The organism is Thiopseudomonas sp. SA1F2-1K, assembly GCF_057443035.1.
This window is the reverse complement of sequence record NZ_CM172014.1, coordinates 1692792-1718278: the sequence shown is the minus strand read 5'-3', so window position 1 is coordinate 1718278 and position 25487 is coordinate 1692792. Positions and strand designations below refer to the sequence as shown.

Sequence of the window (25487 nt, the reverse complement as noted above, 5' to 3'; positions counted from 1 at the left end):
GAGTTTAAGGGGATTTAGAGTGAATAAGTCAGAATTAATTGAACAGGTTGCAATCTCTGCGGATATCCCAAAAGCTGTTGCAGGACGCGCGCTAGATGCAGTTATTTCATCTATTACCAATGCACTAAAGGAAGGCGATTCAGTCGTTTTGGTTGGTTTTGGTACTTTCTCAGTTAAAGAGCGTGCTGCACGTACTGGCCGCAACCCACAAACAGGTAAGCCAATTGAAATTGCAGCAGCCAATATTCCAGGCTTTAAAGCAGGTAAATCACTGAAAGACGCCGTTAACTAATTTTAACGCGTCTGTTGCTCGCTAGAGTTTTACTGTTTTAATAAGTGCTTACTTAACTAAAATTTGTAATGCTTCATGAGCCAATTAAAGGCGCATCCATGGATGCGCCTTTTTTGTATGTAGACTGAGTTTATTTACGCCTTACCACGCTGCTGGGGGATGCATGCTGCAACGAATTAGAGACAATTCATCCGGTTGGGTTACCAAAGCTATTATTGGTGTAATTGCTGTTTTATTATCCTTTACTGGGTTTGAAGCGATTGTTAGCTCCATGAGTGACAAAAATGTCGCTGCTAAAGTAAATGGTGTAGAAATTACCCAAAGTGAGCTGCTAGATGCCACTGAAATGCAGCGTCAAGAGATTGCACGTCAGTTTGGTAATGAAATTGATATTAACTTAATAGATAGTAATTTACTGCGGCAGGCTGCGTTAGAAAGCTTAATTGCTCGTGAGTTACAGCTACAGGCCACCCAAACGGCAAAGATTGAGTTTTCGCCTCAGTTGCTTGATCGCTATATATTGTTGACGCCAGAGTTTCAGGTTAATGGTGCTTTTGATAAGCAGCGCTTTGAGCAGATCTTACAGCGACTGGGTTACTCTCCTTTGCAGTACCGTCAAGCATTAACTCAAGACTTAAAAATCAACTTATTACAGGCAGGTATCGCTGGTAGTGAGTTTGCAACTACCCATGAAGTGCAAGCTTTTGCCAAGCTTGATCGACAGACACGTGACTTTTCATATCAAATCATCAAGGCTGATCCAAGCCAGCAAAGCATTGATGACGATGCAATTGAGCAGTATTACCAGGCACATCCTGAACGTTTTAATACGATGGAGTCTGCCGTGGTGGAGTACTTAGAACTCAATAAGTCGGATTTTTTTGATGGAGTGGAAGTCAGCGATGAGGAGCTGCAAGAGGCCTATCATAAAGAAATCGCCAATTTAGTCGAGCAACGTCAAGCGGCGCATATTCTATTTGCCGCCAATGATAAAGAGTCATTTGTACAGGCAGAAGAAAAAGCGCAAGCAGCGTATGAGCGTTTACAAGCCGGTGAAGATTTTGCTGAACTAGCCAAGGCACAGTCTGATGATATGGGAACCGCCGATGATGGTGGAGACTTAGGCTTTAATGGTAAAGGTATTTTTGAGGCTTCTTTTGAAACAGCGCTTTACAGTCTGAAACCAGGCGAAGTTTCAGCGCCGGTTCAAACTGCCGATGGCTGGCATCTGATTAAATTATTAGATGTCCAAAAGCCTGAGGTGCCTAGTTTTGAGCAGTTGAAGGTACAGTTAACCAGTAAGTTAAAGCAAGATCGGGTAGAGCAATACTTTGTCGAGGCGCGCCAAGACTTAGAAAATGCCGTGTATGAAGCAGCAGACTTGCAACAACCTGCGCAAGATTTAGGCTTAACAGTTAAGCTTGCAGAGCAAGTTACCCGCGAAGGTGAGGCAGAAGGTATCTTTGCTAACCGCCAAGTCTTACAAGCAGTATTTAGTCCAGAAGTGTTAGAAGATGGGCTAAATAGTACAGTGATTGAGCTGGATCCTGAAACAGCAGTTGTGGTGCATATTAAAGAGCACAAGCTACCTGAGCTTAAGCCTTTAGCTGAAGTGAAAGAGCAGATTAAGCAGCAGCTGACCCAAGAAGCAGCCGCCGCGGCAGCGAAGCAGCAAGGAGAGCAGCAACTAGAGCGATTAATCAGCAACCAGCAACGTGTTGAAGGCAATGAGTGGAAAGTGCATGAGGCAGCCCCGCGTAATTTAGAAGGGGTGCCCTTTGAGATTCTGCAGGCCGTCTTTAAGCAGCAGCGTCCTGCCGTTAATCAGCCAAGCTTTGCAGGTTTGGCGCTAAATAACGGCGACTATGCGCTGATTCAACTCAAAGGAGTGGGTGAGGTTGAGCAATCCCTAACGGATGAGCAGTTAGAGGCTTTACGTAATGCCTTGGCTGCGCGCAAAGGTAAAGACAGCTTTGCCGCTTTCACTACTCAGCTGCAAAAAGATGCAAAAATTAAATACCTTGAGGCTAAATAAATCAGCTACTGATTAACTCAGGTATCCCCTAAACCCCGTCGGTCAGTCATAGCCGACGGGTTTTTTTATTGGCCTCAGTTATCCGTTGTTTGTGTGAGAAACTCAGCTAACAGCTCGGTGGGAATACTATGTTTAGGGCAGAGCACGCATTGTTTGCTATCAGGATCAAAGCGAATAAAGGCTTGGTGCTTTTCTAACGCACGGCGTGCGGCAGTTAAGCGTTGCGCTAGTGGGGTTTCATCACCATTATCAGTGCCTTCGCGGGTAACAAAGTCTTCTAGTAAACGGGTTAAGGTATCTTCTTCTAGCAGTTGGTAAGGAATAAGCATGCTAGATCACATTCCAGTGGCAAAGTTGGGCTGCTGTTGCAAGAGTGCTTCGCGAATCGGCGTTAAAGCCGTGGCATACGCGTGCAGTATTTTGAGGGCATAGTCAGCGCGAGTGCGAATGCGTTGGTCAGCATCGGACTCAGGTTCTGCTTGATTAAGCACTGTTTCGACTTGGCGAATAATCAGATGCTCTGGAATATAGCCAATGCGGCAATTTTTATAGCCAGAGGCACGCAGCTCACTGATTGGGTAAGCGCCGCCGACTCCAGCAGAAATACCAACTAGTAAAGTGGCTTTGTGTCCAAGTAACGCCTGATTAGCATATAAAAAGAAGTTTTTAATCGCTGGGGCAGCCATGCCGTGCCACTCAGGGCTAATCACAATGAGCGCCTCTGCTTTGCAGAGTTGTTGCTCAATCACTGGCCAGCGCTGTTGGCTATCTTCGCTGGGCCACAAGGGCAGTGGGTCTCCGCCAAGATCAATCAGTTGGCTGTCAGGGCTAGCAATTTGTAGTGCTTGGCTGCGGGCTAATAAGTATTGGGCAACTTTTTTAGATTGGCTGTCTGGGCGGCCAGAGCCGGCAATCACGGCGAGATTTAACATGAATAACTCCTGTTACAGCAAAAATGGCATAAGCCCCGTATCATAAGCGCTGTTCTGTAACCTCAGGCTAGAAATTGTAAGTATTTTTGACAGCTTTGTCAGAATCACGCAAAGTAGCGGCCTTCTGCAAAACTAATAAGCAATTGGGGAACTTATGAACGCAGTTATTGTAGCGGTTGGCATTATGCTGGTGCTGAGCCTATGCCGAGTCCATGTTGTGGTGTCGTTGATTATTGGCGCACTGGCTGGTGGCTTAATGGGAGGCCTTGGCATGAAGGGCACCTTAGATGCCTTTAATGAAGGTCTTGGCGGCGGGGCGAAGATTGCCTTGTCGTATGCCTTACTCGGTGCTTTTGCTGTGGCAATTAGCAAATCAGGAATTGCCGACGCCTTGGCGGCACGGGTACTGAAAATGATTGGCCGAGAAGATGGTAAAGGTGAGTTAGCCGTTAAGTGGATGCTGATTGGGGTACTCTTGGTAGCAGCTATTGCCTCACAAAACTTATTACCGATCCATATTGCGTTTATTCCATTGCTCGTTCCGCCATTGGTGTTGGTCATGTCGCGCTTACAGCTGGACCGTCGTTTGGTCGCTTGCGTGCTGACCTTTGGTTTAATCACGGCTTATATGTTTTTACCGGTAGGCTTTGGTGGCATTTTCTTGAAAAATGTTTTGTTAGGTAGTGTCGAAAAAAGCGGTTTAGATATTCAAGGCCTTAATGTTATGCAGGCCATGGGCATTCCGGCGTTGGGCATGCTGATCGGCTTATTAACCGCTGTGTTTATTACCTATCGCAAAAAGCGTGTATACGCCTTACCTGAAGCCTCAGTTAGTGTTACGGCTAATTCAGAGACAGCGCCTAGTTATAATGCTAAGTCGTTATTGGCTGCCGGTGGTGCGGTGGTCATTGCGTTTGTTACGCAGCTTTGGGCTGATTCGATGATTATTGGTGCTTTAGCCGGTTTTGTATTTTTCTCCGTGATGGGGGTGGTGCGCTGGAAAGAGACTGATGATCTTTTTACTGAAGGCATGAAAATGATGGCCATGATTGGTTTTATCATGATCGCTGCCGCAGGCTTTGCCCAAGTGTTGAAAGCCACTGGAGAAGTACAAACGCTGGTCGATGCATCGGTTGAGTGGATTGGTGAAAGTAAAGCAATTGGTGCCATGTTGATGCTGCTAGTTGGCTTATTAGTGACTATGGGGATTGGCTCGTCATTTTCCACCGTACCCATTATTGCAGTGATCTTTGTGCCCTTAGCTATGCAACTGGGCTTTAGTCCTTTAGCCATCTTAAGCATTGTTGGGACTGCAGGTGCGTTGGGGGATGCAGGTTCACCTGCCTCTGACTCTACCCTTGGCCCAACTTCTGGGTTAAATATTGATGGGCAGCATAACCACATTTGGGACACCGTAGTGCCAACCTTTATTCACTATAATATTCCTTTGTTAGTCTTTGGCTGGATTGCCGCGATGGTGCTTTAATTTCGCACGGTATGTGCTCTGCCAATAAAAACGCCTCAGCTGGGGCGTTTTTTATTGTAAGGACTAAAAAGCAAAACACTTATAGGAGGTGGGTTAAGTTAAGGCGCTGATTATTCAGTGGTGGGCACCAGTAATAGCCGCCAGTTACTGGGCGACTGAACTTAAATAGTCCATCGACAATACCATCATCGAGACCAGCCATACGGCGCATCTGGACTTCAAAGGCATCTAAGCTGTGACCAAAAGCTAAGAACATTAAGCCTTGGGTTTGGCCTTCAATCCACGGCATAGAGCGACGTACGATAAAGGCTTCGGGTTCAAAGCTTTCTTGTGCTGTGCGCTTAACGTGGGCGTATTCTGGGGCATCTTCAATTTCTTGATTATCACTGATGCGTCGACCAATCATATGATCTTGATCAGTTTGGCAGTAGCCAGCAAAGCATTGTAAATCATGGGTCCATTTTTGAATCGCAGCATAGCTTCCACCTAAGGCGTCAGTAGCAAAGGCGGCAGCAATGGCGTCATCGCCTAAGGGATTTTCAGTGCCGTCCTCATAGCCGGTTAAATCGTGTCCGGCTTGATAACGAAAGGCCTCTGTGCACTCAACTAACATCAAAGCTGGCGCTAAGGCTTGCTCTAAACGATGAGTACGATGCAGTAAATCGCCACGGTCTTCACCATACAGCCAAACCCATAACGCATGCTGGGTGGAGGGCACATCAACCCCAGGGCCGGTCATCGCTGGAAAGCTACGTAATGCCGGCACATTTTTATTCAGCGCTTTTACTAGCGAAAGCCCCACACCGACCACAGCTTTACTGCAATCTAGCTGCTGCAGTTGAGCTAAAGCTTCGGGTAAGGCTTCAGGCTTGGCTAGGATGAAAAATAAGTGGCGAGCTAAAGCAGGAACCGGCTTGGTTAAGATAGCGGAAGGGTATACCGACATAACAACTCCTGGCTGATGGAAAATGAACGAAAAATAACCTTAACGGGTAGAGGTGCGTAAGGCGCGCTGCATTTCGAGATTGGAGTCACGCTCTTTTTGCACCATACGTTTATCGTAAGCTTTCTTACCTTTACCTAGGGCGATCTGGCACTTAACCAAATGTTTTTTCCAATATAAAGACAAAGCCACACAGGTATAGCCTTTTTGTTGTACTGCACCATAGAGCTTTTCTAGCTCACGGCGATTTAACAAGAGCTTACGTGTACGGGTAGGGTCAGCAATCACATGGGTGCTGGCTTCAGGGAGGGGCGTAATATGACTGCCCATTAGCCAAGCCTCACCGTCTTTTAGCAATACGTAGCTATCAGTCAGGTGAGCTTTACCAGCGCGTAGGCTTTTTACTTCCCAACCAGCCAGCACTAAGCCAGCTTCGATACGTTCGTCGGTAAAGTAGTCATGTAAGGCTTTTTTGTTTTGAGCAATGGTGCTCGGCGATTTTTTCTTTTGTTTAGCCATAATTAATTAAATATCTATTCTTTAAGTAAACAGTCACTGTTATTCGCTGCTTGAGGCAAGTGGACTAATGAAGGACAATGGTCAGCGTGCCTTGCTTGGGTTGTTCGCTTCGCCGCCCGACTGTAAAACAGTGTAAGGTGCATTGAAATTTCATCATCACACTAAACAGGGCGTTCATGAGTACACGAATTCAGCGGTCAGCATTACTTCCTTATCCTGCCAGCTTTCTTTATGAGTTAGTTAACGATGTGGCGCGTTACCCTGAGTTTTTGCCTTGGTGTACGCAGAGTGAAATTCTAGAACAGCATCCTACGTCCTTGCGTGCAGAGTTAACAGTCGCTAAAGGCAGTTTATCACAGCAGTTCACCACCGCGAATCAAATGGTGCCAGGTGAGCGTATTGAGATTCAGCTAGAGAAGGGGCCTTTTTCGCATTTGCAGGGTATTTGGGAGTTTAAAGCCTTGGGTGAAAAAGCCTGTAAAATTAGTCTGGATTTAAGTTTTGATTATTCAGGTGCGCTGATTAAAGCTACCTTGGGGCCGCTGTTTAACCAAGCAGCTAATACTATGGTTGATGCTTTTTGCCAACGTGCGAAAGAGTTGTACTCGGCATGATCAGTATCGAAGTGGCTTATGCCTTAGCTGATAAGCAAAAAATTGTGAGTTTGCAAGTGCCAGAAGGCACCACTGTACGTCAGGCTGCACTGTTATCGCAGTTGGACCTTGACTTTCCAGGCCTTGATTTAGCTGAAAGTCGTTTAGGGATTTTTAGTAAAGTTGTCTCTAAACCGGACGAGCAGTTAGTGGCTGATGGCGATCGAGTAGAAATTTATCGTCCATTAATTGCTGATCCGAAAGAAGTAAGAAAGCAGCGCGCAGCGAAAGCTAAAGCCTTAGCCGCAGCTAAAGAGCAAAAAGTTAAAAGCAACTAGACAGCCAGTTAAGTGCCTTGTGAACAAGGCACTGAGTTTGCTTTGAAGTAAGTAACTTAGTGACCAATTTTACCAGGTTCAGGTACCGGCACTATTTCAATGGCGTCAATTTCTTGCTGTAACTCTTCAAGTAGTGAGCCAGGTGCTGCAGGTGTTTCTGGTTTAGATTCCTGCTGCTCTAATTGTTCACGGCTAATAATTGGCAGCTCATTACTGTTGTCCTGATCGCCCGCTTCTGGCAGCGTAGTGGCAGGCGTCTCAGCGATATGAGGTTGTCCTTGGAGGATTTCCTCATCACGGCTGAGGCCTGGCTTAAAGTCTCCGGCGAGGGCAATAAGTTGGCCTTGTTGGTTAAACAGCAAACTAATGCGCTCTTGCTGGCGAGTATGTCCGCCTGGTTTTAAACTGTAGATATAATCCCAACGGTTCGGGTTAAAAGTGTCTTGTACCAATGGATTACCCATAACATAGCGCACTTGATTGGTGCTCATGCCCGGACGTAACTGATCAATCATATCTTGAGTAATAACGTTACCCTGCTGCACATCAATTTTATAGACGCCAGGAAACGAGCATCCTGCTAAAGTAAGGAAGCTAGTAAGGGTGAGAGTACTCAACAAGCGTTTGGTGTTTTGCATCGGAGACGGACTTCCATTATCTTGGTTGGGTAATTAAAACAATGATCATACCTGCATTGTGCCACACTGCGAAGCAGCATGAGAGAGAAAAGAACTATGGCTGAGAATATTGAGTTACGAAAAGCGGGTTTAAAGGTAACTTTGCCGCGGGTAAAAATTATGCAAATCCTAGACGCTTCTGAGCAACGTCATATGAGCGCAGAAGATGTTTATAAAGCCTTAATCGATGCCGATGAAGATGTGGGGCTGGCGACGGTGTACCGGGTCCTTACTCAGTTTGAGGCAGCCGGCTTGGTGATTCGCCATAATTTTGATGGTGGACATGCGGTATTTGAGTTAGATGATGGTGAGCACCACGATCATATTGTGTGTGTGGACTCGGGCGAGGTGTTTGAGTTTTTTGATGAAGAAATTGAGCGCCGGCAGCATAAAATCGTAGAAGAAATGGGTTATGAAATGGTTGATCATAACTTGGTACTTTATGTAAAAAAAGCCGAACCTAAATAGTAAAGCCGTTGTAATAAAAAACGCCCGATTGGGCGTTTTTTATTGGCTTAGTTAAATTGGGTTATATCGTTTCCAGTTCTTCTAAGCTAAAAGGCAGAGGTGGCTTGGGCCAACTAAGCGCCAGCTGCTGAAAGGTACGCTGTAATAAATAGGCTAGCAGTAAGTTACGTAGCCATTTATGGTCTGAGGGCAATATATGCCAAGGATGCGATTCGGTACTGCTCTGCGCAATTACCCGCTGCCAGTTGTGCTGAATACTGTGAAAGTGACGATGGCCTGATAAGTCGGCAATGGATACTTTCCAATGTTTTTCTGGGTTTATCAGGCGCTGGGCTAAGCGCTGTTTTTGCTCAGCCTTAGAAATATGCAAATACACCTTAATTAGCTTAATCTGCTGACGCTCTAATTGTTGCTCAAAGGCCAGCAATTCATTTAGCCGTGCATTGGCCTGTTCTGGATTGATGTAACCATCGGCTAAATCGCTGACTACACCTTCATAAGGTGTGCGATTAAATACTGATAAGTAGCCAGGACGCGGTAAGGCCGCCTGATAGCGACTCAGAAAATGCTGCTGTTGCTGCGCTGCAGTGGGCTTTTGAAAGTCGCTGACGATCACTCCTTGAGGGTTTAGTCCACGCAATAAATTACGAATAGCACCGTCTTTGCCAGAGCAGTCAGCACCTTGTAACCACAGCACAATGGCGGGTTTTTTATTGGCCCACAACAGTTGTTGCTGACGATCAAACCCTTCGCGTATCCAGCTACTGAGTTGATCGGCTTCATCGCGCTCAAAACCAAAGGTTTGATCAGGCTGGCTGGCCAGTCCATTAGCCGGAGTGATTAACTGTTGTGCATATAGATCGTCAAGTCGCTGCATAGAAAATTACTTACGAATGAGTTGATTTTTAAGTTGAGTAGGAAGTTGGCGAATAATGAGCACATCTTGCTCGGCATCATAATCAATTTTTGAGCCTAGTAGATGGGACTCAAAACTGATGGATAATCCTTCAGCGCGTCCAGTAAAGCGGCGAAACTGATTAATGGTTCGCTTATCTGCTGGAATTTCAGGGGCTAAGCCATAGTCTTTATGTCGAATATAATCGTAAAACGCTTGTGGATTTTCCTCATCTAGCACCTCAGACAGATCGTGCAGTGCTACCGGTTGGCCGCGACGTACTTGCTCATTGGTGTAGGCAACGAGGGCGTCGGTTTTTTGTTTGGTTTGATCATCGGCTAAGTCTTCGCTTTCAACATAATCGCTAAAGGCTTTAAGCAGAGTACGTGTTTCATTGGGCGCGCTGACACCTTCAATGGCATCGAGAAAAGTCAGAAAAAAATCAGCTACTTTTTTTGAGCTACGGCCTTTAATCAACGATAAATACTGCTTGGATTGAGGATTATTTTTCCACTCACTGAGATTAATTCGCGCCGCCAGTTGTATCTGAGCTAGGTCGAGATGGCTAACGCTATTCAATTCTAAACGCTCAGAAATAGCATAGGTTTCGCTATGGGGCAGCAGCGCCAGCAATAGATAATCGGTCATACCTTGCTGATAATTAAAAAAGATCAGGTGCCCACCGCTGCTCATTTCAACGCTGTCGAGCTGCAACTTAAAAAACTCAGTAGCTTGGGTGGTAAAGGCAACAAAACCACTTTTTTCCGCCAGAAACTCTTCTAGTGCCTGTTGAAATGACCAGCTATTTTCAGAGTCGGGGTCAAAATGCCCCCAGACTTTGCTGGGCTTAGCATTGTAGTGTTGGATTAAATCCAGTAACAGGTTTTCCAAAGACTCATCAATTGGCAGCTCTTCCATGCGGGGATGTAAGCGTGCAGTAGCCTCGGTGGGCTTTTTATCAACGAGATGAACAATACAATGATTAATCGGCATGGGATTTCCAAATCAGTCAGATGTAACGGTTAGGCAAAAATCTTGCGTTGTAACTGAGCAAGTGCTGCTACAGAATGGTGGCGTGTATTGAGCTAAAAGCTAAGGTGTAGTTACTGGTGAGAGCAGCGTTCGACCACGGGTCAGGTCGGTTAGTTGCTGTTTGAGTGCGGCTATTTGATTAGCTTCTAAGGCGATGGTTAAGTGGGCGCCTTCGGCATCAAACTGCTCGTGCTCAATAATGCCTCGTGCTTCATTGATGTACAATTGAGCTAAGGCTAGTTCAGCAAAGGCAACGTGGCATTCTAGCGTAATTCGTTGAATGAGCTGGACTTTACTCGCCATTTGCAAGCATTTAGCTGCACCACCACCATAGGCTCGGGCTAAACCACCGGTACCTAGCTGAATGCCGCCATACCAGCGGATCACTAACACGGCCACCTGATCACAGTGTTGCCCTTCAATGGCAGCCAAAATAGGGCGGCCAGCAGTCCCGCCTGGTTCTCCATCATCGCTGAAACGGTATTGCTGTTGGCCAAAACGCCAAGCCCAGCAATTATGGCTAGCACTGAGATCGCTGTGCTGGCTAATTAACTCAGTGGCATGGGCTGGGCTATCAATTGGCCAGGCGAGCGTTAAAAAACGACTCTTTTTGATCTCTTCTTCAAAACTATGGGCTTCGCTGAGGGTGTAACGCATTGAGACTGGGAGGCTCCGTGATAGGTTAAAAAAGCAAGAGGTTGAACTTAGTAGTAGCCTTCAAGGTTATTGGGAAATCTTGAAGGCAGAGTAATTATGGGTGGTTATGTTGAACGGCATCAGCTGCTAATTGATCCATATCTTGGTTGATGCGCTGGCTTTGCTCAAGGTCACCATTTATCTCAGCTTTATAGGCCTGTAAGCGGCGAATCACATAACGTACATGCAAGTGCAGCTCATACAGTTCGTTGGAGTAGGAGAGGGGCACCTCAACTTTGGATAGTTCTTCTTGCAAGCTTTCGAGCTTTTCAATTTCCTCATCGACTCGCTCGGGCAGCGTATGGTTTAAGAAACGCTTATCTACCTCGCGCAGGTATTTATACCAGCGATAAATGCGTGCACGGATACGCCAGCGATAAATGGGTCCTGCTACTTTAAATAAAGGGAAGAGCACCACAAGCAAGGGAATGACCAAGATAATATAGCGATCAGCCAAGGACGCAATAATAAAAGGCACATAGCGCTGTAACAGGGGTAAACCATTTTTATGGTAATACGCAGCTTCATCGAGCAAAGGAAAGCTTTCCGGTGCGGCTTGAGGAAAGTCATTGGCACTATCAATCAAACTGGTTTGCTTAGTTATTTGCTTAGTGGCTTCTAAAAAAAGTGGAGTTAAAGCAGGGTGAAAGTCTTCATTCACAGCCAGTACCGCCGATGGCGCGAGGGTAGTGAGGTCTTTGGAGGGGGTGTCATTGCCCAGATTAAGCAGACCTTCGCCAATCGGAATCGCGCGAATAAATGGCAGGCGCGCCTGATAAGCTGCAGAGCGGCCAAAATTCATTAGGTCTAATTCTGGATTAGCGGCTAATTGCTGAATCAAGGGTTGTTCGGCAGGGCCAATAAAAAACGCGGCATCTAGTTCGCCCTTGACTAAAGCTTCTGCAGCTCGTGTACCGCTTTGAGTGGTCCACTGCTCGGGTAGATTGGTTAGCTCAATGTCATTCGCTTCCAGTAATGGGCCAACAATCATTCGGGTACCACCGGTACTGGAGCCAATGGCTAGGCGATAGTTTTTCAGATCGAGCAAGGTGTCTACTGCTAAGTCGCGGCGGGTAAATAGCCAAACGGGTTCTAAAAAGGCAGCGCCTAAGCTGTGCAGTTTTTTACGTTGCTTGTCGGAGAGCTCGTTCTCTTGTCCACTTTGGATTAGGGCAATTTGTACGCCTTCGTTACTATCTAATAAGCGGCGAGTATTCTCTCGTGAGCCAGTACTATTAACAAGATGCAAGGTGAAGCCATCTTTGGCCAGTTCTTGTTTAAGTTTTTGGGCAAATAGATCATAACCACCACCTGCTCCACCCGTACTCATGGTGGCATGCATCGGTGGAGGTGGGGCTACAAAGTAAAATAATGCTGCAACCAGGCCGCCTAAAATAGGCACCAGCCACAGGTTAGCGCGCAGCATAATCCAGAGGTCTTGTAAAAAACGAGGCATGACTCATCCTAAAATTAAGGTAGCTAAGAGAATGGCAAGCATAAGCGAAGTGGGATAAAGGTTTCAAAGTCCACGCCGGAAATACTCGCCTGTGCTTTAGGTGCTAAGGGCAGAGAAAGGTGCGCTCAGGTAGGCAAACTTTGTTACTATAAGCACCTATTTAATGAGGAGGCACCCATGGCCACAAATCGTTCTCGCCGTTTACGTAAAAAGCTTTGTGTGGATGAGTTCCAAGAAGCAGGTTTTGAAGTTCAGATTAACTACCCTGAAAATGCCGATGACACAGTGGTTGCTGAGTTCTTCGCTGAGTTTATTGTGGATGTGATTGAAGCCAATGAGATGGCATTCATCGGTGGTGAGGATTACGGCATTGTTTGCTTAGCACGTCGTGGTTCAGTCACTGAAGAGCAGCGCAATCTTGTTGAACAATGGCTTAAAGGTCGCTCGGAAGTTGCCAGCGTTGAAGTCGGGCCATTAGTTGATGCGTGGTATCCCGATACCCCGCTGGCTCAGGCTTAAGTGATACTAAAACCCGCTTGTTGCGGGTTTTTTATGCGCGCTTGATTATCCAAGTTACCGAGCGATCCAGGTATTGATTAGCTACTGATTGGCGTTGAGGCATCTATTATGCAGAGCAACAGGTATCCTAGAGCGAGAGTTTTTTTCGGCTTCTTATTTGCGCCATTAGTGGGTGCAAGTTTGCTGGCCATTACGTTTATTATATCGACGCTAGTGCATGGCGATAGCACTTTTCGGATTGGAGAAACAGTGGGCTTTCTGCTCCTTTTTTTAGTCGCAGGCTGGATACTATTTGCTGTGCCAGCCTTGGGCTTGGCGGTGCTGGCGCTACGTCTTGAGGTGACTCAGTGCCGAGCCGATCGGCTGAGAATGGCGCTACTAGGTGGCCTACTTGCTGCGGTCTGGACAGCATTAGCCAGCTTTACTAATGCTGGACTGGTTCTGCTCTGTGCAGTGTTGGCCGCTATTTCTGCATGGTGTGTTAGTCGTTGGCTATTGCCAGCAGCCTTGGCTCAGAGCACTCAGGCTGACTTGGAGCCGCGACCCTTAATTTCATGATAGATCGAGGAAGTTGATATGGCATTTCCTGCAGCGTTTTCTGTTTTGGATTTGGCTTCAGTTAAAGATACCGATCAAGGCCCTGCCGAAGCGATGCATCGCTCATTAGCCTTGGCACAGTATGTGGAGCAGCTAGGTTTTACCCGGTTTTGGGTGGCTGAGCATCATAACATGGATGCCATTGTCAGCTCAGCAACTGCGGTGTTAATCAGTTACTTAGCAGGTGGTACCCAGCGTATTAGGGTGGGAGCGGGCGGTATTATGCTGCCTAACCATGCACCGTTAGTGATTGCTGAGCAATTTGGTACTTTGGAAGCGTTGTATCCTGGGCGGATTGATTTGGGTTTAGGCCGTGCACCGGGCACTGACCCGTTGACCGCGAGTGCCTTACGCCGAGCGCGTACTGGAGATGTGGATGAGTTTCCTGAAGAAGTGGCCGAGTTGCAGTACTTTTTGGGGCCAAAGCAACCGAATCAAAAAATTATTGCAATGCCTGGGGTAAATAGCCAAGTGCCATTATGGTTGCTAGGTTCTAGTTTGTTTAGTGCGCAATTAGCCGCCAGCATGGGCTTACCCTATGCTTTTGCCTCGCATTTTGCACCACGCTTTATGCAGCAAGCCATTACTTTGTATCGCCAGCAGTTTCAACCTTCGGCAGTTTTAGACAAGCCGTATGTGATGCTAGGAGTTCCTCTGATTGCTGCAGAAACCGATGCGCAGGCAGATTTTTTAGCCACCACCACTTATCAACGGATTCTCGCTTTATTGCGTGGTCAGAGTATGCAACTCAAACCACCAGTTGCCAGTATGGAAGGGTTATGGTTACCCCATGAACAGGCTACAGTCGGTGATTTTTTAGGTATGGCGGTCAAAGGTGGGCCAGATACCTTAAAGTTTCGTTTGCAGCAATTGATTGATAACACGCAGGCTGATGAGCTGATTTTTACCTGTGATTTATATGAACACCAAGATCGTCTAAACGCCTTTAGTATTTTATCTAGTTTGTACACGTAATAAGCCTAAGTGGCTCTCTAGAATTGGCCAGATGATTGAGCAAAAATGCTTTGTCATCTGGCCATTTTTGTTTTACTTTCTGCATTTTTCCACAGCTAACCATTTGTTTTACTGTGAGCTGTGCTACTTGAGTATTAAACTCTTACTACTTGAGTGTGCTGGATCTTGCGTGGCGACTCGAAGCGTTTTTCAATTCATCCCAATGGATGCAGTAAACCCTCGAGCAGCAGGCATTTATGCTGCCTAAGTCGTGCAACACAATAATAAGAGAGAGCCACTATGCAAGTATTCACTTCGGGAATAAAACAACGAGCGCGGCAGTTGAGTTTGACTGCATTAGGTGTGGCTTTATTGCCACTAACTACTGCGGTACAGGCCGCTGATGTGGATGCGGGGGATTATGTGCCCGCTCCGGTTGGGACTAATCTGGGCATTTTGTATTATCAACACGCTGAACGTAACGCTCTGTACAGCGATGGCCATAAAGCACCCGTCAAAGCCGGTTTAAATTCGGATATTGGTATTTTGCGGATGGTACACTACATGGACATCGGTGGTTTTACCGTTGATCCACAGTTTTTATTGCCGTTTGGCAAGCTTAAAGCAAAGCGTGATCTATCAGATTTAGGCAGCGATAGCGGCATTGGCGATCTGATTTTGGCGGCAACGGTATGGCTAGTAAATGAGCCTGAGCAGCGTCGTTATTTTGGGCTAACCCCTTATTTATACGCTCCGACCGGCAGCTATGATCACAAAGATGCGATCAATCTAGGAGAGAATCGCTGGAAAATGACCTTACAGGGCGGTTATGTGCAAGGTTTAACCGATAAGTTGTGGCTTGAGCTAATTGGTGATGTGACTTTTTTTAATAAAAATGATGAGTTTGGTCCAAATAAACAAACCTTAAAGCAAGAAAAAATGTATCAGGGACAGGCATTTATGCGCTACCAGTTGAATGATAAATGGGATCTACGAGCTGGCGTGTCAAGGCTGTGGGGTGGTGAAACTAAGGTGGATGGTCAATGGCAAAAAGATAAGCCTAACACCAGCAAATACACCCTAGGCAGTGCTTATTCTTTTGATCCGACCACGCAATTAATCGTGAGCTATGGGCGTGATTTGTCTGTGGATAATGGTTTTAAAGAAAATAACCGGCTGAACTTGCGTCTCTTAAAAGCGTTTTAAGAAAATATGCTGTTATCCCTCGCCAAAAATAACAATAAATAGTTTAAGGAATTCATTATGTCGCATTATTTGCAGCAGCTTGCCTTAAGTTCAGCCTTGGCCTTGATGCCTTGGAGTTTATCTTATGCAGCGCCTGTCAATCAGCAGGCGATTCTCGATACAGTCACTGATGGTGCCGAGTGGCTTAGCCATGGACGTACCTACGCTGAGCAGCGTTTTAGTCCGCTAACTGAAATTACCGATAAAAATGCTGACCAGTTGAATTTGGCTTGGTCGATCGACTTAGCCAATAATCGTGGACTGGAATCGACCCCGTTATTCCATGAAGGCGTGCTCTACGCCACCTTATCGTGGAGCCGTGCAATTGCGGTAGATGCAAAAACAGGAAAAATTCTTTGGACCTTTGATCCACAACTTGATCGCGGTGATGCACGCTATGCCTGTTGCGATGTGGTGAACCGCGGTGTGGCGTTATGGGAAGGCAAAGTGTTTATGGGCACGCTAGATGGCCGCTTAATCGCTTTAGATGCCAAAACCGGTGAGCAGCTTTGGAGTGAGCAGACCACTGATCCTGCACAGCCTTACAGTATTACTGGTGCGCCACGGGTAGTGAAAGGTAAGGTGATTATTGGTAATGGGGGATCGGAGTATGGTGTGCGTGGTTATTTTTCCGCCTATGATGCACAAACCGGAAAAATGGACTGGCGCTTTTATACTGTGCCGGGAGATCCAAGCCAGCCTTATGAGCATCCAGAGTTAGAGGCTGCGGCTAAAACCTGGAGTGGGGATAGCTACTGGAAACTCGGTGGGGGTGGTACGGCGTGGGATAGCATGGCCTATGATCCTGAGCTAGATCTGTTATATGTCGGCACGGGTAACGCAGCACCTTGGAACCGAGAGGTGCGCAGCCCAGAGGGTGGCGATAACCTCTATGTCTCGTCGATTTTGGCCATTAAGCCCGATACTGGACGCCTTGCTTGGCATTATCAAGTGACACCTGGAGATTCATGGGACTTCACAGCGACCCAACAAATTACCTTGGCCGAGTTAGAGCTAGAAGGAAAAATGCGTAAGGTGCTGATGCAAGCTCCGAAAAATGGCTTCTTCTATGTCATTGATCGCGAAACCGGCGAGCTACTTTCTGCTGAGAAATTTGGCAAGGTAACCTGGGCTGAGCGGATTGATTTAGCTACTGGACGGCCGGTCGAGACAGATAATGCACGCTATAAAGATGAGCCGATTGTCATGTGGCCTAGTCCATTCGGGGCGCACAACTGGCATCCAATGTCCTATAACCCGAATACCGGATTGGTCTACATTCCCTATCAAGAAGTACCGGGTGTATATCGTAATGAAGGTAAGCAGTTTGAGCCGATTAAAGCCTTTAATACTGGATCAGCGTTTGGTGATGCTACTGAAGTACCAGCCGAAGTGGTTAGTGGTGCGTTAGTGGCTTGGGATCCGGTCAAGCAACAGCAAGCGTGGCGAGTTAATTACGATAACTATTGGAATGGCGGCACCTTAACTACCGCAGGTAACCTGGTGTTTCAGGGGACAGCAGATGGTTATATGAAAGCTTACTCGGCTGATAAAGGTAAAGAGTTATGGTCATTTGATGCGCAAACTGGAGTAATTGCAGGCCCTATTACCTATCAGTTTGAAGGCGAGCAATATGTGGCGGTAATGGCTGGCTGGGGAGGTGTTGCGCCTTTAGTTGGCGGTGATGCAGCATTAAAACCGGGGGTAAAAAACATCAGTCGGCTATTGGTGTTTAAGCTCAATGGCGAAGCTCGTTTGCCTAAACCAGTAATGGCTAGCCTGCCGCCCACCGGTCGGGATCAGGTAACGGTGACTGCTAATGAGGCAGAGTTAGCTGAGGGGCAGCGTTTATTTGGCGCCTATTGCATGATTTGTCATGGTGTAGGAGCAGTCAGTGGTGGTGTCATTCCAGACTTACGCAAAACCACCGAAGCACGCCGGGAAGTGTTTGAGCAGGTTGTGCTAGACGGTATCTTAGCGCCAGTGGGCATGCCAAGCTTTAAAGACAGTTTGGATACGCAGCAAGTTACTTTGATCAAGGAGTACATTAAGTCTCGCGAACAAGCGATGGAGGCCAAGCAGTAACACTGGTAAGCGTGGTTAATGTAATCGGCCTACCGTCACTGTGGGCCGATTTTTATTGCCTTGAAATTAGCTTAAAGCTGAGGGGGTTAGGCAAAAGCTGTTAGGGTAAAGGTGGGAATACGCGCATCCTGTAACAAGCGTGAGCCATTTAGTTCGGGCAAATCGACAATCGCTGCCACTTCATAGATATTAGCGCCCATTTGTCGGATTAAGCGCGCAGCGGCTAAAAAGGTTCCACCACTGGCGATAATATCATCCATCAATAACACTTTATGCTCGGCATTTAGGCAGCCAGCCTCTACTTCGAGTACCGATTGCTCGTATTCGGTGTCATAGGCTTCGGTTAATACTTTTGCTGGTAACTTGCCTTGTTTGCGAAACAGGATCAGTGGTTTATTTAACGCATAAGCTACGGCTGATGCCAGCACAAAGCCACGGGCCTCAATAGCGCCGATATGGGTAAAATCACTGTCGATATAGCGTTGCACAAAACTGTCAACCACCATGCGAAAGGCTTTAGGTGACTGAAACACCGGAGTAATATCGCGAAACACCACACCCGCTTTCGGAAAGTCATTAATCGGGGTAATCAGCGATTTAATGGCAAACTCATCAAAAATCATAAACAACTCCATGGCAAGACAGATGATAGCCGCTAATACTAGCAGCAAGCGCAGAGTAGCAAGGACGCAGCGCCTTTAAACTCAGACCTTTGGCGGGAAGCAATTAGCATCATGCCGAGCAATCACTGGTGAGGACTTGAGATACATCAAGGCACTGCCGAAGAGACAGTGCTTTTTGATTGATTATTGCAGTAAATACTGTTTAGTAAAATAAGCTGTAGAGCAAGACGGCAATTGCAAGTACGGGTAATGGAATGAGTACACTCACTAAAAATACGGCAGGATAGGCCCGCTGATGGGTTTCTTTACAAATAGCTCGAATAGTTGTGACCACATAGCCATTATGCGGGAGTGAATCTAAGCCACCTGAGGCAATGGCTGAAATGCGATGCATGGCTCCATTATCTAGCCCCATAGATTGGTAAATAGGTGCCAGAATAGGTAAGGCAATGCCTAAGCCACCGGAAGCAGATCCTGTAATTCCTGCAATCACGGTTACAGCTACGGCTAATCCTGCATACTCAAGTCCGGGCATATTGGTCAGCACTGCCACAATATTGCCAAAGGCGGGAGATTGAGCGGCTACTGCGCCAAAACCGACTACGGCGCAAGTATTAGCAATCGCGATTAATGCATTTTCAGATCCTGTACTGATCATTTTACCCGGTGAATTTATTGTTTTTATAAACAATAAATAGCCAATGGTTAGGCTGGCAATCATTGCGACCAGTAATGCTTCGATTACTGGAATATAGTGGCTTAACAAATTAAAACCACCTACTAGAATAATTAGCGGAGTTATTGCATTGATAAACGATACGGCAGATTCTTTACTAACGGCTGCTTCACCGTAATCAGCAGGAAGATCAAAGTTTTCTCCCCTGGCTGTGGCACGATTAGCCATCCACTTGAGTGCATAGCCGCCTGATACCATGATTAGTAATCCCATCAAGACACCGATTATCCCGCCCGCAGTTGCTGTGGTGCCAAAATAGGTGGTAGGAATGAGGTTTTGAATCTCAGGTGAGCCAGGCGACACCATAGTGAATGAAATTGAGCCAAAGATGATAGCAGCAGGAATAAAGCGGTGAGCGATATTGGCGCTGCGAAACAATTCAAATGCAATAGGGTAAAGGGTAAAACCCACTACAAATACACTCACACCACCATAGGTTAAAATAGCGCCTGCACCTACTACCGCCATGATAGCGCGCTTGGCGCCTAATACCTGTTTGGATTTGTTAGCAATGGCAAGAGCTGCACCGCTGTCATCCATTAAACGACCAAAAATGGCTCCCAGTAAAATGGCAGGAAACCAAGTGGTAAAAAATCCAGTGAAACCTTTCATGTAGTAATCGAGCATGGCAATACTTAGATCCATACCGCTAGTGAGGGCTACGAGTATCGCGCAAACGATCGCTGAGAAAATAATGCCAATTCCGCGCATTGTCATAAATACCAGCAAGGCCTAGGCCTGCCAGTAGGCCAAGATAGCTTATAGTCAGCATAAGATGACTCCTATTATTAATACTTATTATTAGGAACGAGCGCAGACAGCAAAGCGCTTGATAGCCTTGAGTCTAGAAAGCAAATCTTAGGTGTTACAAGGAGGATAACTGCAGAGTCCTTGTGCAGATCTGCAGCACAGAAAAGTGTGAGTGGCTGGTGTTGCCTAATATCGTGAGGAAGAGCTGAGTTTTTAGTGAGGGGAACAAAGTGCTGTTTGGTTCAAGCATTCGACTAATGTCGGAGCATATAAGCTATAGCGGCATTATATTTCATTCTCTCTGGTGTCTTTATTGGGGGTTGGCTGAGCGATTTTGCACTAAAATCCAAGGCGAGAGCACAATAGCCCAGAGTGTTTGATTGTTGCTTTGATAGTTCAGGGCTTCTTCGTCAGTCAGGCGGTACAGCTTCTTTTGCTGCATTAGGGCACTGACTTGTTTTTTATTATCGTCCGCGATGCTTTCTGCTACGGCCACTAAATCTAGCGCAGGGTCAACACTAAAGAGCACGCCTTGGGCAAAAAACTTTTCTAATTCTTGCCAGCTAATTTGCGCAGTTTCACCGAGAATTTGTGCATATAAAGTCGAAACGTCTTGTGTCATGATCAGGGCTCTAAAAAATCGCTATCATACCGTGAAATAAAAAATCGCCCAACTAAAGGAGAACACAATGGCTGAGCCTAAGCTAAGTATTGGTTTTGCAGGTATTGGCTTAATGGGGCTGCCGATGACGCAGCGGTTGTTGCAGGCAGGTTATGCTGTTCAGGTGTGGAATCGCAGCCCAGAGAAGCTAGCACCTTTGTTGGCCTTAGGTGCCACTGCCGCTAATCACAGCCACGAGTTATTACACAATGAGGTGGTGTGTTTGTGCTTAGCCGATACAGAGGCGGTTAAGCAAGTGGTTTATGGCGAGCAGGGTCTATTGAGCGCAAACCAGCGGGATAAAATTATTATTGATTTTTCTAGTGTTAAACCTGACTTTACCCAACAGGTCAGTCAAGAATTGTTCACCAAAGCAGGGCATCGTTGGTTAGATATTCCGGTGTCTGGTGGTGTGCAGGGCGCGGTAAATGGCAGCTTGGTGATGATGGCCGGCGGTGATCAAGCTGCACTTGAGCAGGTTCGGCCACTATTGGCGCATTTATCATCTCGGGTCAGTTATATGGGGCCTTCGGGCGCTGGGCAAACCACTAAAATCTGCAATCAAATGCTAGTCGCCTCGAATGCCTTAGTGATTGCTGAAGTAGTGGCGTTGGCTAGTAAAGCAGGGGTGGATAGTATGCAACTTGCCAGTGCGTTAGCCGGTGGTTTTGCCGATAGCAAGCCGTTACAGATTTTGGCGCCACAAATGGCTAGCCGTAGCTTTGAACCGATTAAATGGCATGTGCGGACCCTGTTAAAAGATTTGGATATGGCTACTGAACTGGCAAAAAGCCTACAAACAGCCGTACCTATGAGTGGCTCAGCGGCTGAGTTAATGCGTTTGCACGCCAGCAATGGTTACGCCGATCAAGATCCCGCTACGTTAATTGAGCAGTACCTAAAGGAAGCCACATGCAATTAGTTGCTAATTTATCGTTATTATTTACTGAGTTACCCCTGCTGGCACGGTTACAAGCGGCTAAAGCCGCAGGCTTTGACGCAGTAGAAATTCAGTTTCCCTATGAAGTACCTGCTTTGCAGCTTAAACAAGAATTGCAGCGCTGTGATTTAACTTTAGCGCTGATTAATTTGCCTGCAGGTGATTTGATTCAGGGAGGGCTTGGCTTGGCGTGTCGAGTAGAGCAACAAGCCGCCTTTAGACAGGCCCTTGATCAAGCAGTTAGTTATGCGCTTGTGGTACAGCCGAAAATGGTTAATGTCTTGGCTGGACGTATTGTCAGTGAAGAGGAGCGTGCCATCGCGACGCAGCACTTAGTGACGAATCTACAGCGTGCAGTTAATGCGTTTCAACCGTTACAGATTAAGGTGGTGTGTGAAGCGATTAATCCGCTCGATATGCCTAATTTCTTGATCAATACCCCAGAGCAGTTGTTAGCAGTGATGCAAGCGGTAGAGAGTGAGTACTGTTTGGCGCAGTTAGATATTTACCATATGGCGCGCCAAGGGTTGGATCTAGTACAAAGTATTGAAAAACTGGCGGCGTATTTAGGCCATGTACAGTTTGCAGATTGTCCAGGTCGTGGTGAACCAGGCAGTGGCCAGTTGGATTTTACCCAAGTATTAACCACACTGAAGTCAGTAGGTTATCAAGGTTACTTAAGTGCGGAATATATACCGCAGCATGCGACCACGGACAGTTTGTTATGGAAATCAGTGTTTGAAAAGCAGCTAAAAAGATAAAGTTAGCAGCTAAAAGTTGCAAACTGGTAATAAGGTGTGCTAAATGCTATACTCTTTTACTTGCTTGGTGGTACTTCTCTTCGTTGTGGTCTCTTACTGCAACAACGCTAAGCAGTAATATCCCCGCAGTCTTAGGCTGCCGATGGTTATGAGGTAGTGAAATGGATAGCAAGAAAATTAAAACAATATTTGCACAGGTAGTAACTGGTGTACAGATTGTTACAGGCACTTTTATTGATCAGTTAGCACGCACTCCGGCTGATGGTATCGACCAAGAACATCAGCTGTTAGTGGATGCGTGGAATCAAGTCACGACTCACGAGCACAGCTAACCGTTAACGCTAGGCGTATTAATAGCGTATAAAAAATGCCCCGATTATAGTCGGGGCATTTTTTGTTGGGCTAGCTTAATAATAATGGGGTTAGTCGTTATTTAAGAAGCCAAAGATGCTTAATAAGCTGACGAACATGTTGTAGATCGAAACAAACAAGCTCACTGTTGCCATAATGTAGTTACGCTCGCCACCATGGATGATGTTGCTGGTTTCAAACAAAATAGCTGCGGAGGAGAACAGTACGAAGCCTGCACTGATGGCAATTTGCATTGCAGGTAACTGAAAGAAGAAGTAGTTACCAATGACTGCAGCCAACAGCACAAAAAAACCGACCACTAAGAAGCCGCTTAAGAAGCTCATGTCTTTACGGGTGATCAGCACAAATGCGGATAAACCGGCAAAGGCTACGGCTGTCATGGTGAAGGCCGATAAGACCACATCCGGTGAAACTTTTAGGTAGTAACTTACCAATGGGCCAATGGTAAAGCCCATAAAGCCGGTTAGCGCAAAGGCTGCCAGTAAACCCCAGCCAGAGTTTTGTAGCTTAGCGGTAAGAAAAAATAGGCCATAAAAGCCAATTAGGGTGCCAATAAAGCCAAGTCGCGGAATTCCCGCTTGTTGGGTGAAGAAAGCAACCAGCGCACTGAAGGCGAGGGTTAAAGCCAGCAAACCGTAAGTATTGCGTAGTACGGCACTGACTTCGGTGCGCTCAACATGAGCATCAACCATGTAATCCGAAGGTCCACGCATAGGTTATCTCCTTTTGTTAGGCGTATAAGAGTGGATTGCACGCATCATAGCAAAGAAAAATGACAAATAGAGGAAAAACATTTGACAGAATTTTTCTAGGCTGTAGAATATGGCGCTGTAACGGAGGAGTGGCCGAGCGGCTGAAGGCAACGGTCTTGAAAACCGTCGATGGGCAACTATCCGTGAGTTCGAATCTCACCTCCTCCGCCATATCGAATACTAAACCCCTGATTTTCAGGGGTTTTTTTATGCCTATATTTTTTTGGTATACAAATTGGTATACCAAACGAAAAGCGTGCGTATTGCATATACTTTCTGCATCGGCTGGGCTTGGGTGCTAGTGTTTGCCGCCGGCAAAACAGACATCGACTCAAGTCTGATTACATCTTTTTATGCGACCTGCATCGGCTGCATCTCGTTAGTGTTCACCCTCCAATGCAGGGCGGATACCTTGCGACAAAGCTAGTATTTATAGCGGCTTGGTTGCTGATATCTTTAGCAACTTTAAAAAGAAAAGATACGTTGTCATAAGTACAAAACTCGATAAGAATTTCATTACATTGAGATGTTTCACAGTCCAAATCGCTGGCACACGCACAATCAGCGAGTGTCACCAATGCGCTATAAAACGCTATAAAAGCTGTATTTTATGAATCAAAAAAGTGTCTTAGAAAAGCAGGCATTACCAGAATCAGAAGAGTGCATGCAGCGCATGTGGAATGTGGAAGCGTGAGCAGGAGCAAATGATGAGCAGCTATCAGCCGCCTTTAACCCTTACCCCCAAAATCTTGAATCTGGTTGCCGCCATCAGTGAGCAACTGGGGCGTTATGACGAGCGGGAAAATAAAGCGCAGGCGTTACGCTTAAGACGTGCCAATCAAATCCGTACGATTCAAGGAACGTTGGCGATTGAGGGCAATAGCTTAAGTGTAGAGCAAATGACCGCCGTGCTTGAGGGCAAGCCGGTGATTGCCCCGCCACGTGAGGTGCAAGAAGTTAAAAATGCTTTGGCGGTATATGAGCGCTTTGCACAATTTAATGCACTCAAAGAAGAAGATTTATTATACGCGCATCAACTGCTCATGCTTGGCCTTATGGATGAGGCGGGTCAGTATCGTAGTGGTGGCGTGGGCGTGATGAGTGGTCAAGAAGTGATTCACATGGCGCCACCGGCCAAGCAAGTACCTCGTTTAATGCGGGACTTGTTCGCTTGGTTAAATAATACGGAGCACCACGCCCTGATTGCCAGCACGGTTTTTCATTATGAGTTTGAGTTTATTCATCCTTTTGCGGACGGTAATGGCCGTATGGGCAGGCTGTGGCAAAGTATCATTTTGGCAAACTGGAACCCTGTTTTTGCCAATTTGCCTGTTGAATCACTGGTTTATCAGCATCAACAGGCGTATTACCAAGCCATTGCACAAAGTACAGCGCAAACCGATTGCGCCGCTTTTGTTGAGTTTATGCTGGAAACCATCGCCAATACCTTTACCCAACTTATTGACAAAGATAGGTTGGGTAAAGGGTTGGGTAAAGAGCTAAGCGATAGCCAGCAGGCCATTCTTAGCTTGGTTATGCTTGATCATAAAATCACCATAAAAGAGCTGGCTGCACGGTTGGGAATAAGCACAACTGCGGTTGAAAACAATATTAAAAAGTTAAGAGAATTAGCCTTATTAGAGCGCAAAGGCGGTCGTAAAGACGGCTTTTGGCAGATTAACAACTAAGGCCTTACAAGTGACTGAGCTTAAGCAGGATAACAAGATGGTTAACACAATCATTGAAACGCTAGTTCCAGCCAAAGGCCAGTTTTTAATTTACTAAGCCGAAGACGGTGAATTAATTATCCAACAGCCTGTTGGACAATTGCCTTGGGGCATAATTTGGTGTTGCTGAGCAAGCTCAAAGATCAAGAATTACGCATGCCCTAGGCACAACGTGCAGTCGAGCACGGTTGGTCACGTTCTGTTTTAGAGATGCAAATAGAAGCTAAAAGGATTGAGCGGGAAGGTAAAGCCATAGCCAATTTCACTGGGCGCTTGCCAAGAGAGTGGTAGAGTTGTAAGCATGCTTGGGTTAGATCAGGACCTGCTTTTTTATGGGTGAGATAACAGAGCCCGCTACCAGCTTGTAGTGTTTCTAAAGCTGCATCGGTTTAAAGAGGTTCGG

General features: G+C 46.4%; 28 protein-coding genes and 1 tRNA gene. 16 read left to right on the top strand and 13 right to left on the bottom strand.

Annotation, left to right across the window (positions count from 1 at the left end; genetic code table 11):
* The first annotated feature begins 19 nt into the window (after positions 1–19).
* Entirely contained in the window at positions 20–292 is a 273-nt protein-coding gene (locus tag AC2T15_RS08375; RefSeq protein ID WP_053101447.1) for an HU family DNA-binding protein, read from the top strand.
* Between the two features lie 163 nt (positions 293–455).
* Positions 456–2327: a SurA N-terminal domain-containing protein gene (locus tag AC2T15_RS08370; protein WP_486778033.1), complete on the top strand. Its 1872-nt coding sequence runs from the start codon at positions 456–458 to the stop codon at positions 2325–2327.
* 74 nt (positions 2328–2401) lie between these two features.
* On the opposite strand, the gene AC2T15_RS08365 is transcribed toward AC2T15_RS08370, so the two are convergent.
* Complete coding sequence (locus AC2T15_RS08365; RefSeq protein WP_486778032.1) at positions 2402–2656, bottom strand: YheU family protein; 255 nt, start codon at positions 2654–2656, stop codon at positions 2402–2404.
* Between the two features lie 6 nt (positions 2657–2662).
* Positions 2663–3259: an NADPH-dependent FMN reductase gene (locus AC2T15_RS08360; RefSeq protein ID WP_053102105.1), complete on the bottom strand. Its 597-nt coding sequence runs from the start codon at positions 3257–3259 to the stop codon at positions 2663–2665.
* 154 nt (positions 3260–3413) lie between these two features.
* Here AC2T15_RS08360 and AC2T15_RS08355 point away from each other — a divergent pair, with 154 nt between their 5' ends.
* Positions 3414–4745 (top strand): Na+/H+ antiporter family protein, encoded by a 1332-nt coding sequence (locus AC2T15_RS08355; RefSeq protein ID WP_486778031.1) that lies wholly within the window; start codon positions 3414–3416, stop codon positions 4743–4745.
* A 79-nt stretch (positions 4746–4824) separates the two neighbouring features.
* Here the strand turns inward: AC2T15_RS08355 and AC2T15_RS08350 are convergent, their stop codons facing one another.
* Both AC2T15_RS08350 and smpB read right to left on the bottom strand, forming a co-directional pair.
* Positions 4825–5691, bottom strand: a complete 867-nt coding sequence (locus AC2T15_RS08350) for a Dyp-type peroxidase (protein ID WP_486778030.1) — start codon at positions 5689–5691, stop codon at positions 4825–4827.
* A 39-nt stretch (positions 5692–5730) separates the two neighbouring features.
* Complete coding sequence (gene smpB / locus AC2T15_RS08345) at positions 5731–6207, bottom strand: SsrA-binding protein SmpB (protein WP_053101453.1); 477 nt, start codon at positions 6205–6207, stop codon at positions 5731–5733.
* A gap of 176 nt (positions 6208–6383) precedes the next feature.
* Between smpB and AC2T15_RS08340 the strand changes: the two genes are divergently transcribed.
* On the top strand, positions 6384–6821 hold the full coding sequence (locus AC2T15_RS08340) for a type II toxin-antitoxin system RatA family toxin (RefSeq protein ID WP_053101454.1): 438 nt from the start codon (positions 6384–6386) through the stop codon (positions 6819–6821).
* Entirely contained in the window at positions 6818–7138 is a 321-nt protein-coding gene (locus AC2T15_RS08335) for an RnfH family protein (RefSeq protein ID WP_486778029.1), read from the top strand. The genes AC2T15_RS08340 and AC2T15_RS08335 overlap by 4 nt, the downstream gene beginning before the upstream one ends.
* Before the next feature lie 56 nt (positions 7139–7194).
* Here AC2T15_RS08335 and AC2T15_RS08330 read toward each other — a convergent pair whose 3' ends face one another.
* Positions 7195–7776, bottom strand: coding sequence for an outer membrane protein assembly factor BamE (locus AC2T15_RS08330; RefSeq protein WP_486778028.1), 582 nt, complete (start codon positions 7774–7776; stop codon positions 7195–7197).
* A 96-nt stretch (positions 7777–7872) separates the two neighbouring features.
* Between AC2T15_RS08330 and fur the strand changes: the two genes are divergently transcribed.
* Positions 7873–8283 carry a ferric iron uptake transcriptional regulator gene (gene fur / locus AC2T15_RS08325; protein WP_286597192.1) on the top strand — a complete coding sequence of 137 codons (411 nt, stop codon included), beginning with the start codon at positions 7873–7875 and terminating at the stop codon, positions 8281–8283.
* 61 nt (positions 8284–8344) lie between these two features.
* Here fur and AC2T15_RS08320 read toward each other — a convergent pair whose 3' ends face one another.
* The 4 genes from AC2T15_RS08320 to AC2T15_RS08305 form a co-directional block, all read right to left on the bottom strand.
* The gene (locus AC2T15_RS08320) at positions 8345–9160 is read right to left on the bottom strand and encodes a polyphosphate kinase 2 family protein (RefSeq protein ID WP_486778027.1); all 816 of its coding nucleotides are present in this window, start codon (positions 9158–9160) and stop codon (positions 8345–8347) included.
* 6 nt (positions 9161–9166) lie between these two features.
* A complete protein-coding gene (yejK, locus tag AC2T15_RS08315; RefSeq protein WP_053105178.1) occupies positions 9167–10171 on the bottom strand; it encodes a nucleoid-associated protein YejK in 1005 nt (334 codons plus the stop codon).
* Positions 10172–10270: 99 nt separating this feature from the next.
* Positions 10271–10867, bottom strand: a complete 597-nt coding sequence (locus tag AC2T15_RS08310; protein ID WP_053101460.1) for an IMPACT family protein — start codon at positions 10865–10867, stop codon at positions 10271–10273.
* A 94-nt stretch (positions 10868–10961) separates the two neighbouring features.
* The gene (locus AC2T15_RS08305) at positions 10962–12362 is read right to left on the bottom strand and encodes a TAXI family TRAP transporter solute-binding subunit (protein WP_053101461.1); all 1401 of its coding nucleotides are present in this window, start codon (positions 12360–12362) and stop codon (positions 10962–10964) included.
* 177 nt (positions 12363–12539) lie between these two features.
* Between AC2T15_RS08305 and AC2T15_RS08300 the strand changes: the two genes are divergently transcribed.
* The 5 genes from AC2T15_RS08300 (at position 12540) to AC2T15_RS08280 (ending at position 17762) form a co-directional block, all read left to right on the top strand.
* Entirely contained in the window at positions 12540–12881 is a 342-nt protein-coding gene (locus AC2T15_RS08300; protein ID WP_486778026.1) for a YggL 50S ribosome-binding family protein, read from the top strand.
* Positions 12882–13130: 249 nt separating this feature from the next.
* The gene (locus tag AC2T15_RS08295) at positions 13131–13439 is read left to right on the top strand and encodes a hypothetical protein (protein WP_486778025.1); all 309 of its coding nucleotides are present in this window, start codon (positions 13131–13133) and stop codon (positions 13437–13439) included.
* Between the two features lie 18 nt (positions 13440–13457).
* Positions 13458–14453 carry an LLM class flavin-dependent oxidoreductase gene (locus tag AC2T15_RS08290; RefSeq protein ID WP_486778024.1) on the top strand — a complete coding sequence of 332 codons (996 nt, stop codon included), beginning with the start codon at positions 13458–13460 and terminating at the stop codon, positions 14451–14453.
* A 279-nt stretch (positions 14454–14732) separates the two neighbouring features.
* The gene (locus AC2T15_RS08285; protein WP_053101465.1) at positions 14733–15638 is read left to right on the top strand and encodes a transporter; all 906 of its coding nucleotides are present in this window, start codon (positions 14733–14735) and stop codon (positions 15636–15638) included.
* A gap of 105 nt (positions 15639–15743) precedes the next feature.
* Positions 15744–17762, top strand: coding sequence for a PQQ-dependent dehydrogenase, methanol/ethanol family (locus AC2T15_RS08280; RefSeq protein WP_486779032.1), 2019 nt, complete (start codon positions 15744–15746; stop codon positions 17760–17762).
* 86 nt (positions 17763–17848) lie between these two features.
* On the opposite strand, the gene AC2T15_RS08275 is transcribed toward AC2T15_RS08280, so the two are convergent.
* The 3 genes from AC2T15_RS08275 to AC2T15_RS08265 form a co-directional block, all read right to left on the bottom strand.
* Positions 17849–18385: an adenine phosphoribosyltransferase gene (locus AC2T15_RS08275; protein ID WP_053101467.1), complete on the bottom strand. Its 537-nt coding sequence runs from the start codon at positions 18383–18385 to the stop codon at positions 17849–17851.
* A 202-nt stretch (positions 18386–18587) separates the two neighbouring features.
* On the bottom strand, positions 18588–19838 hold the full coding sequence (locus tag AC2T15_RS08270) for a GntP family permease (protein WP_486778023.1): 1251 nt from the start codon (positions 19836–19838) through the stop codon (positions 18588–18590).
* Positions 19839–20181: 343 nt separating this feature from the next.
* The gene (locus AC2T15_RS08265; RefSeq protein WP_486778022.1) at positions 20182–20493 is read right to left on the bottom strand and encodes a DUF2288 domain-containing protein; all 312 of its coding nucleotides are present in this window, start codon (positions 20491–20493) and stop codon (positions 20182–20184) included.
* Positions 20494–20560: 67 nt separating this feature from the next.
* Here AC2T15_RS08265 and AC2T15_RS08260 point away from each other — a divergent pair, with 67 nt between their 5' ends.
* The 3 genes from AC2T15_RS08260 to AC2T15_RS08250 all read left to right on the top strand — a co-directional run bounded on the left by AC2T15_RS08260 (position 20561) and on the right by AC2T15_RS08250 (position 22565).
* Positions 20561–21454, top strand: a complete 894-nt coding sequence (locus tag AC2T15_RS08260) for an NAD(P)-dependent oxidoreductase (protein WP_486778021.1) — start codon at positions 20561–20563, stop codon at positions 21452–21454.
* Positions 21445–22233: a hydroxypyruvate isomerase family protein gene (locus AC2T15_RS08255; RefSeq protein WP_486778020.1), complete on the top strand. Its 789-nt coding sequence runs from the start codon at positions 21445–21447 to the stop codon at positions 22231–22233. The genes AC2T15_RS08260 and AC2T15_RS08255 overlap by 10 nt, the downstream gene beginning before the upstream one ends.
* A gap of 161 nt (positions 22234–22394) precedes the next feature.
* A complete protein-coding gene (locus AC2T15_RS08250; protein WP_486778019.1) occupies positions 22395–22565 on the top strand; it encodes a hypothetical protein in 171 nt (56 codons plus the stop codon).
* Positions 22566–22655: 90 nt separating this feature from the next.
* Here AC2T15_RS08250 and AC2T15_RS08245 read toward each other — a convergent pair whose 3' ends face one another.
* Positions 22656–23318 (bottom strand): Bax inhibitor-1/YccA family protein, encoded by a 663-nt coding sequence (locus tag AC2T15_RS08245; RefSeq protein WP_486778018.1) that lies wholly within the window; start codon positions 23316–23318, stop codon positions 22656–22658.
* 122 nt (positions 23319–23440) lie between these two features.
* Between AC2T15_RS08245 and AC2T15_RS08240 the strand changes: the two genes are divergently transcribed.
* Positions 23441–23528 (top strand) — tRNA-Ser (locus AC2T15_RS08240).
* A gap of 536 nt (positions 23529–24064) precedes the next feature.
* Positions 24065–25045 carry a Fic family protein gene (locus AC2T15_RS08235; protein WP_486778017.1) on the top strand — a complete coding sequence of 327 codons (981 nt, stop codon included), beginning with the start codon at positions 24065–24067 and terminating at the stop codon, positions 25043–25045.
* The last annotated feature ends 442 nt before the right edge of the window (positions 25046–25487 follow it).

Coding starts and splice junctions, on each gene's coding strand:
- AC2T15_RS08370 (WP_486778033.1), top strand. CDS start 456: ATGCTGCAACGAATTAGAGACAATTCATCCGGTTGGGTTACCAAAGCT.
- AC2T15_RS08365 (WP_486778032.1), bottom strand. CDS start 2,656: ATGCTTATTCCTTACCAACTGCTAGAAGAAGATACCTTAACCCGTTTA.
- AC2T15_RS08360 (WP_053102105.1), bottom strand. CDS start 3,259: ATGTTAAATCTCGCCGTGATTGCCGGCTCTGGCCGCCCAGACAGCCAA.
- AC2T15_RS08355 (WP_486778031.1), top strand. CDS start 3,414: ATGAACGCAGTTATTGTAGCGGTTGGCATTATGCTGGTGCTGAGCCTA.
- AC2T15_RS08350 (WP_486778030.1), bottom strand. CDS start 5,691: ATGTCGGTATACCCTTCCGCTATCTTAACCAAGCCGGTTCCTGCTTTA.
- smpB (WP_053101453.1), bottom strand. CDS start 6,207: ATGGCTAAACAAAAGAAAAAATCGCCGAGCACCATTGCTCAAAACAAA.
- AC2T15_RS08340 (WP_053101454.1), top strand. CDS start 6,384: ATGAGTACACGAATTCAGCGGTCAGCATTACTTCCTTATCCTGCCAGC.
- AC2T15_RS08335 (WP_486778029.1), top strand. CDS start 6,818: ATGATCAGTATCGAAGTGGCTTATGCCTTAGCTGATAAGCAAAAAATT.
- AC2T15_RS08330 (WP_486778028.1), bottom strand. CDS start 7,776: ATGCAAAACACCAAACGCTTGTTGAGTACTCTCACCCTTACTAGCTTC.
- fur (WP_286597192.1), top strand. CDS start 7,873: ATGGCTGAGAATATTGAGTTACGAAAAGCGGGTTTAAAGGTAACTTTG.
- AC2T15_RS08320 (WP_486778027.1), bottom strand. CDS start 9,160: ATGCAGCGACTTGACGATCTATATGCACAACAGTTAATCACTCCGGCT.
- yejK (WP_053105178.1), bottom strand. CDS start 10,171: ATGCCGATTAATCATTGTATTGTTCATCTCGTTGATAAAAAGCCCACC.
- AC2T15_RS08310 (WP_053101460.1), bottom strand. CDS start 10,867: ATGCGTTACACCCTCAGCGAAGCCCATAGTTTTGAAGAAGAGATCAAA.
- AC2T15_RS08305 (WP_053101461.1), bottom strand. CDS start 12,362: ATGCCTCGTTTTTTACAAGACCTCTGGATTATGCTGCGCGCTAACCTG.
- AC2T15_RS08300 (WP_486778026.1), top strand. CDS start 12,540: ATGGCCACAAATCGTTCTCGCCGTTTACGTAAAAAGCTTTGTGTGGAT.
- AC2T15_RS08290 (WP_486778024.1), top strand. CDS start 13,458: ATGGCATTTCCTGCAGCGTTTTCTGTTTTGGATTTGGCTTCAGTTAAA.
- AC2T15_RS08285 (WP_053101465.1), top strand. CDS start 14,733: ATGCAAGTATTCACTTCGGGAATAAAACAACGAGCGCGGCAGTTGAGT.
- AC2T15_RS08280 (WP_486779032.1), top strand. CDS start 15,744: ATGCCTTGGAGTTTATCTTATGCAGCGCCTGTCAATCAGCAGGCGATT.
- AC2T15_RS08275 (WP_053101467.1), bottom strand. CDS start 18,385: ATGATTTTTGATGAGTTTGCCATTAAATCGCTGATTACCCCGATTAAT.
- AC2T15_RS08270 (WP_486778023.1), bottom strand. CDS start 19,838: ATGACAATGCGCGGAATTGGCATTATTTTCTCAGCGATCGTTTGCGCG.
- AC2T15_RS08265 (WP_486778022.1), bottom strand. CDS start 20,493: ATGACACAAGACGTTTCGACTTTATATGCACAAATTCTCGGTGAAACT.
- AC2T15_RS08260 (WP_486778021.1), top strand. CDS start 20,561: ATGGCTGAGCCTAAGCTAAGTATTGGTTTTGCAGGTATTGGCTTAATG.
- AC2T15_RS08255 (WP_486778020.1), top strand. CDS start 21,445: ATGCAATTAGTTGCTAATTTATCGTTATTATTTACTGAGTTACCCCTG.
- AC2T15_RS08250 (WP_486778019.1), top strand. CDS start 22,395: ATGGATAGCAAGAAAATTAAAACAATATTTGCACAGGTAGTAACTGGT.
- AC2T15_RS08245 (WP_486778018.1), bottom strand. CDS start 23,318: ATGCGTGGACCTTCGGATTACATGGTTGATGCTCATGTTGAGCGCACC.
- AC2T15_RS08235 (WP_486778017.1), top strand. CDS start 24,065: ATGAGCAGCTATCAGCCGCCTTTAACCCTTACCCCCAAAATCTTGAAT.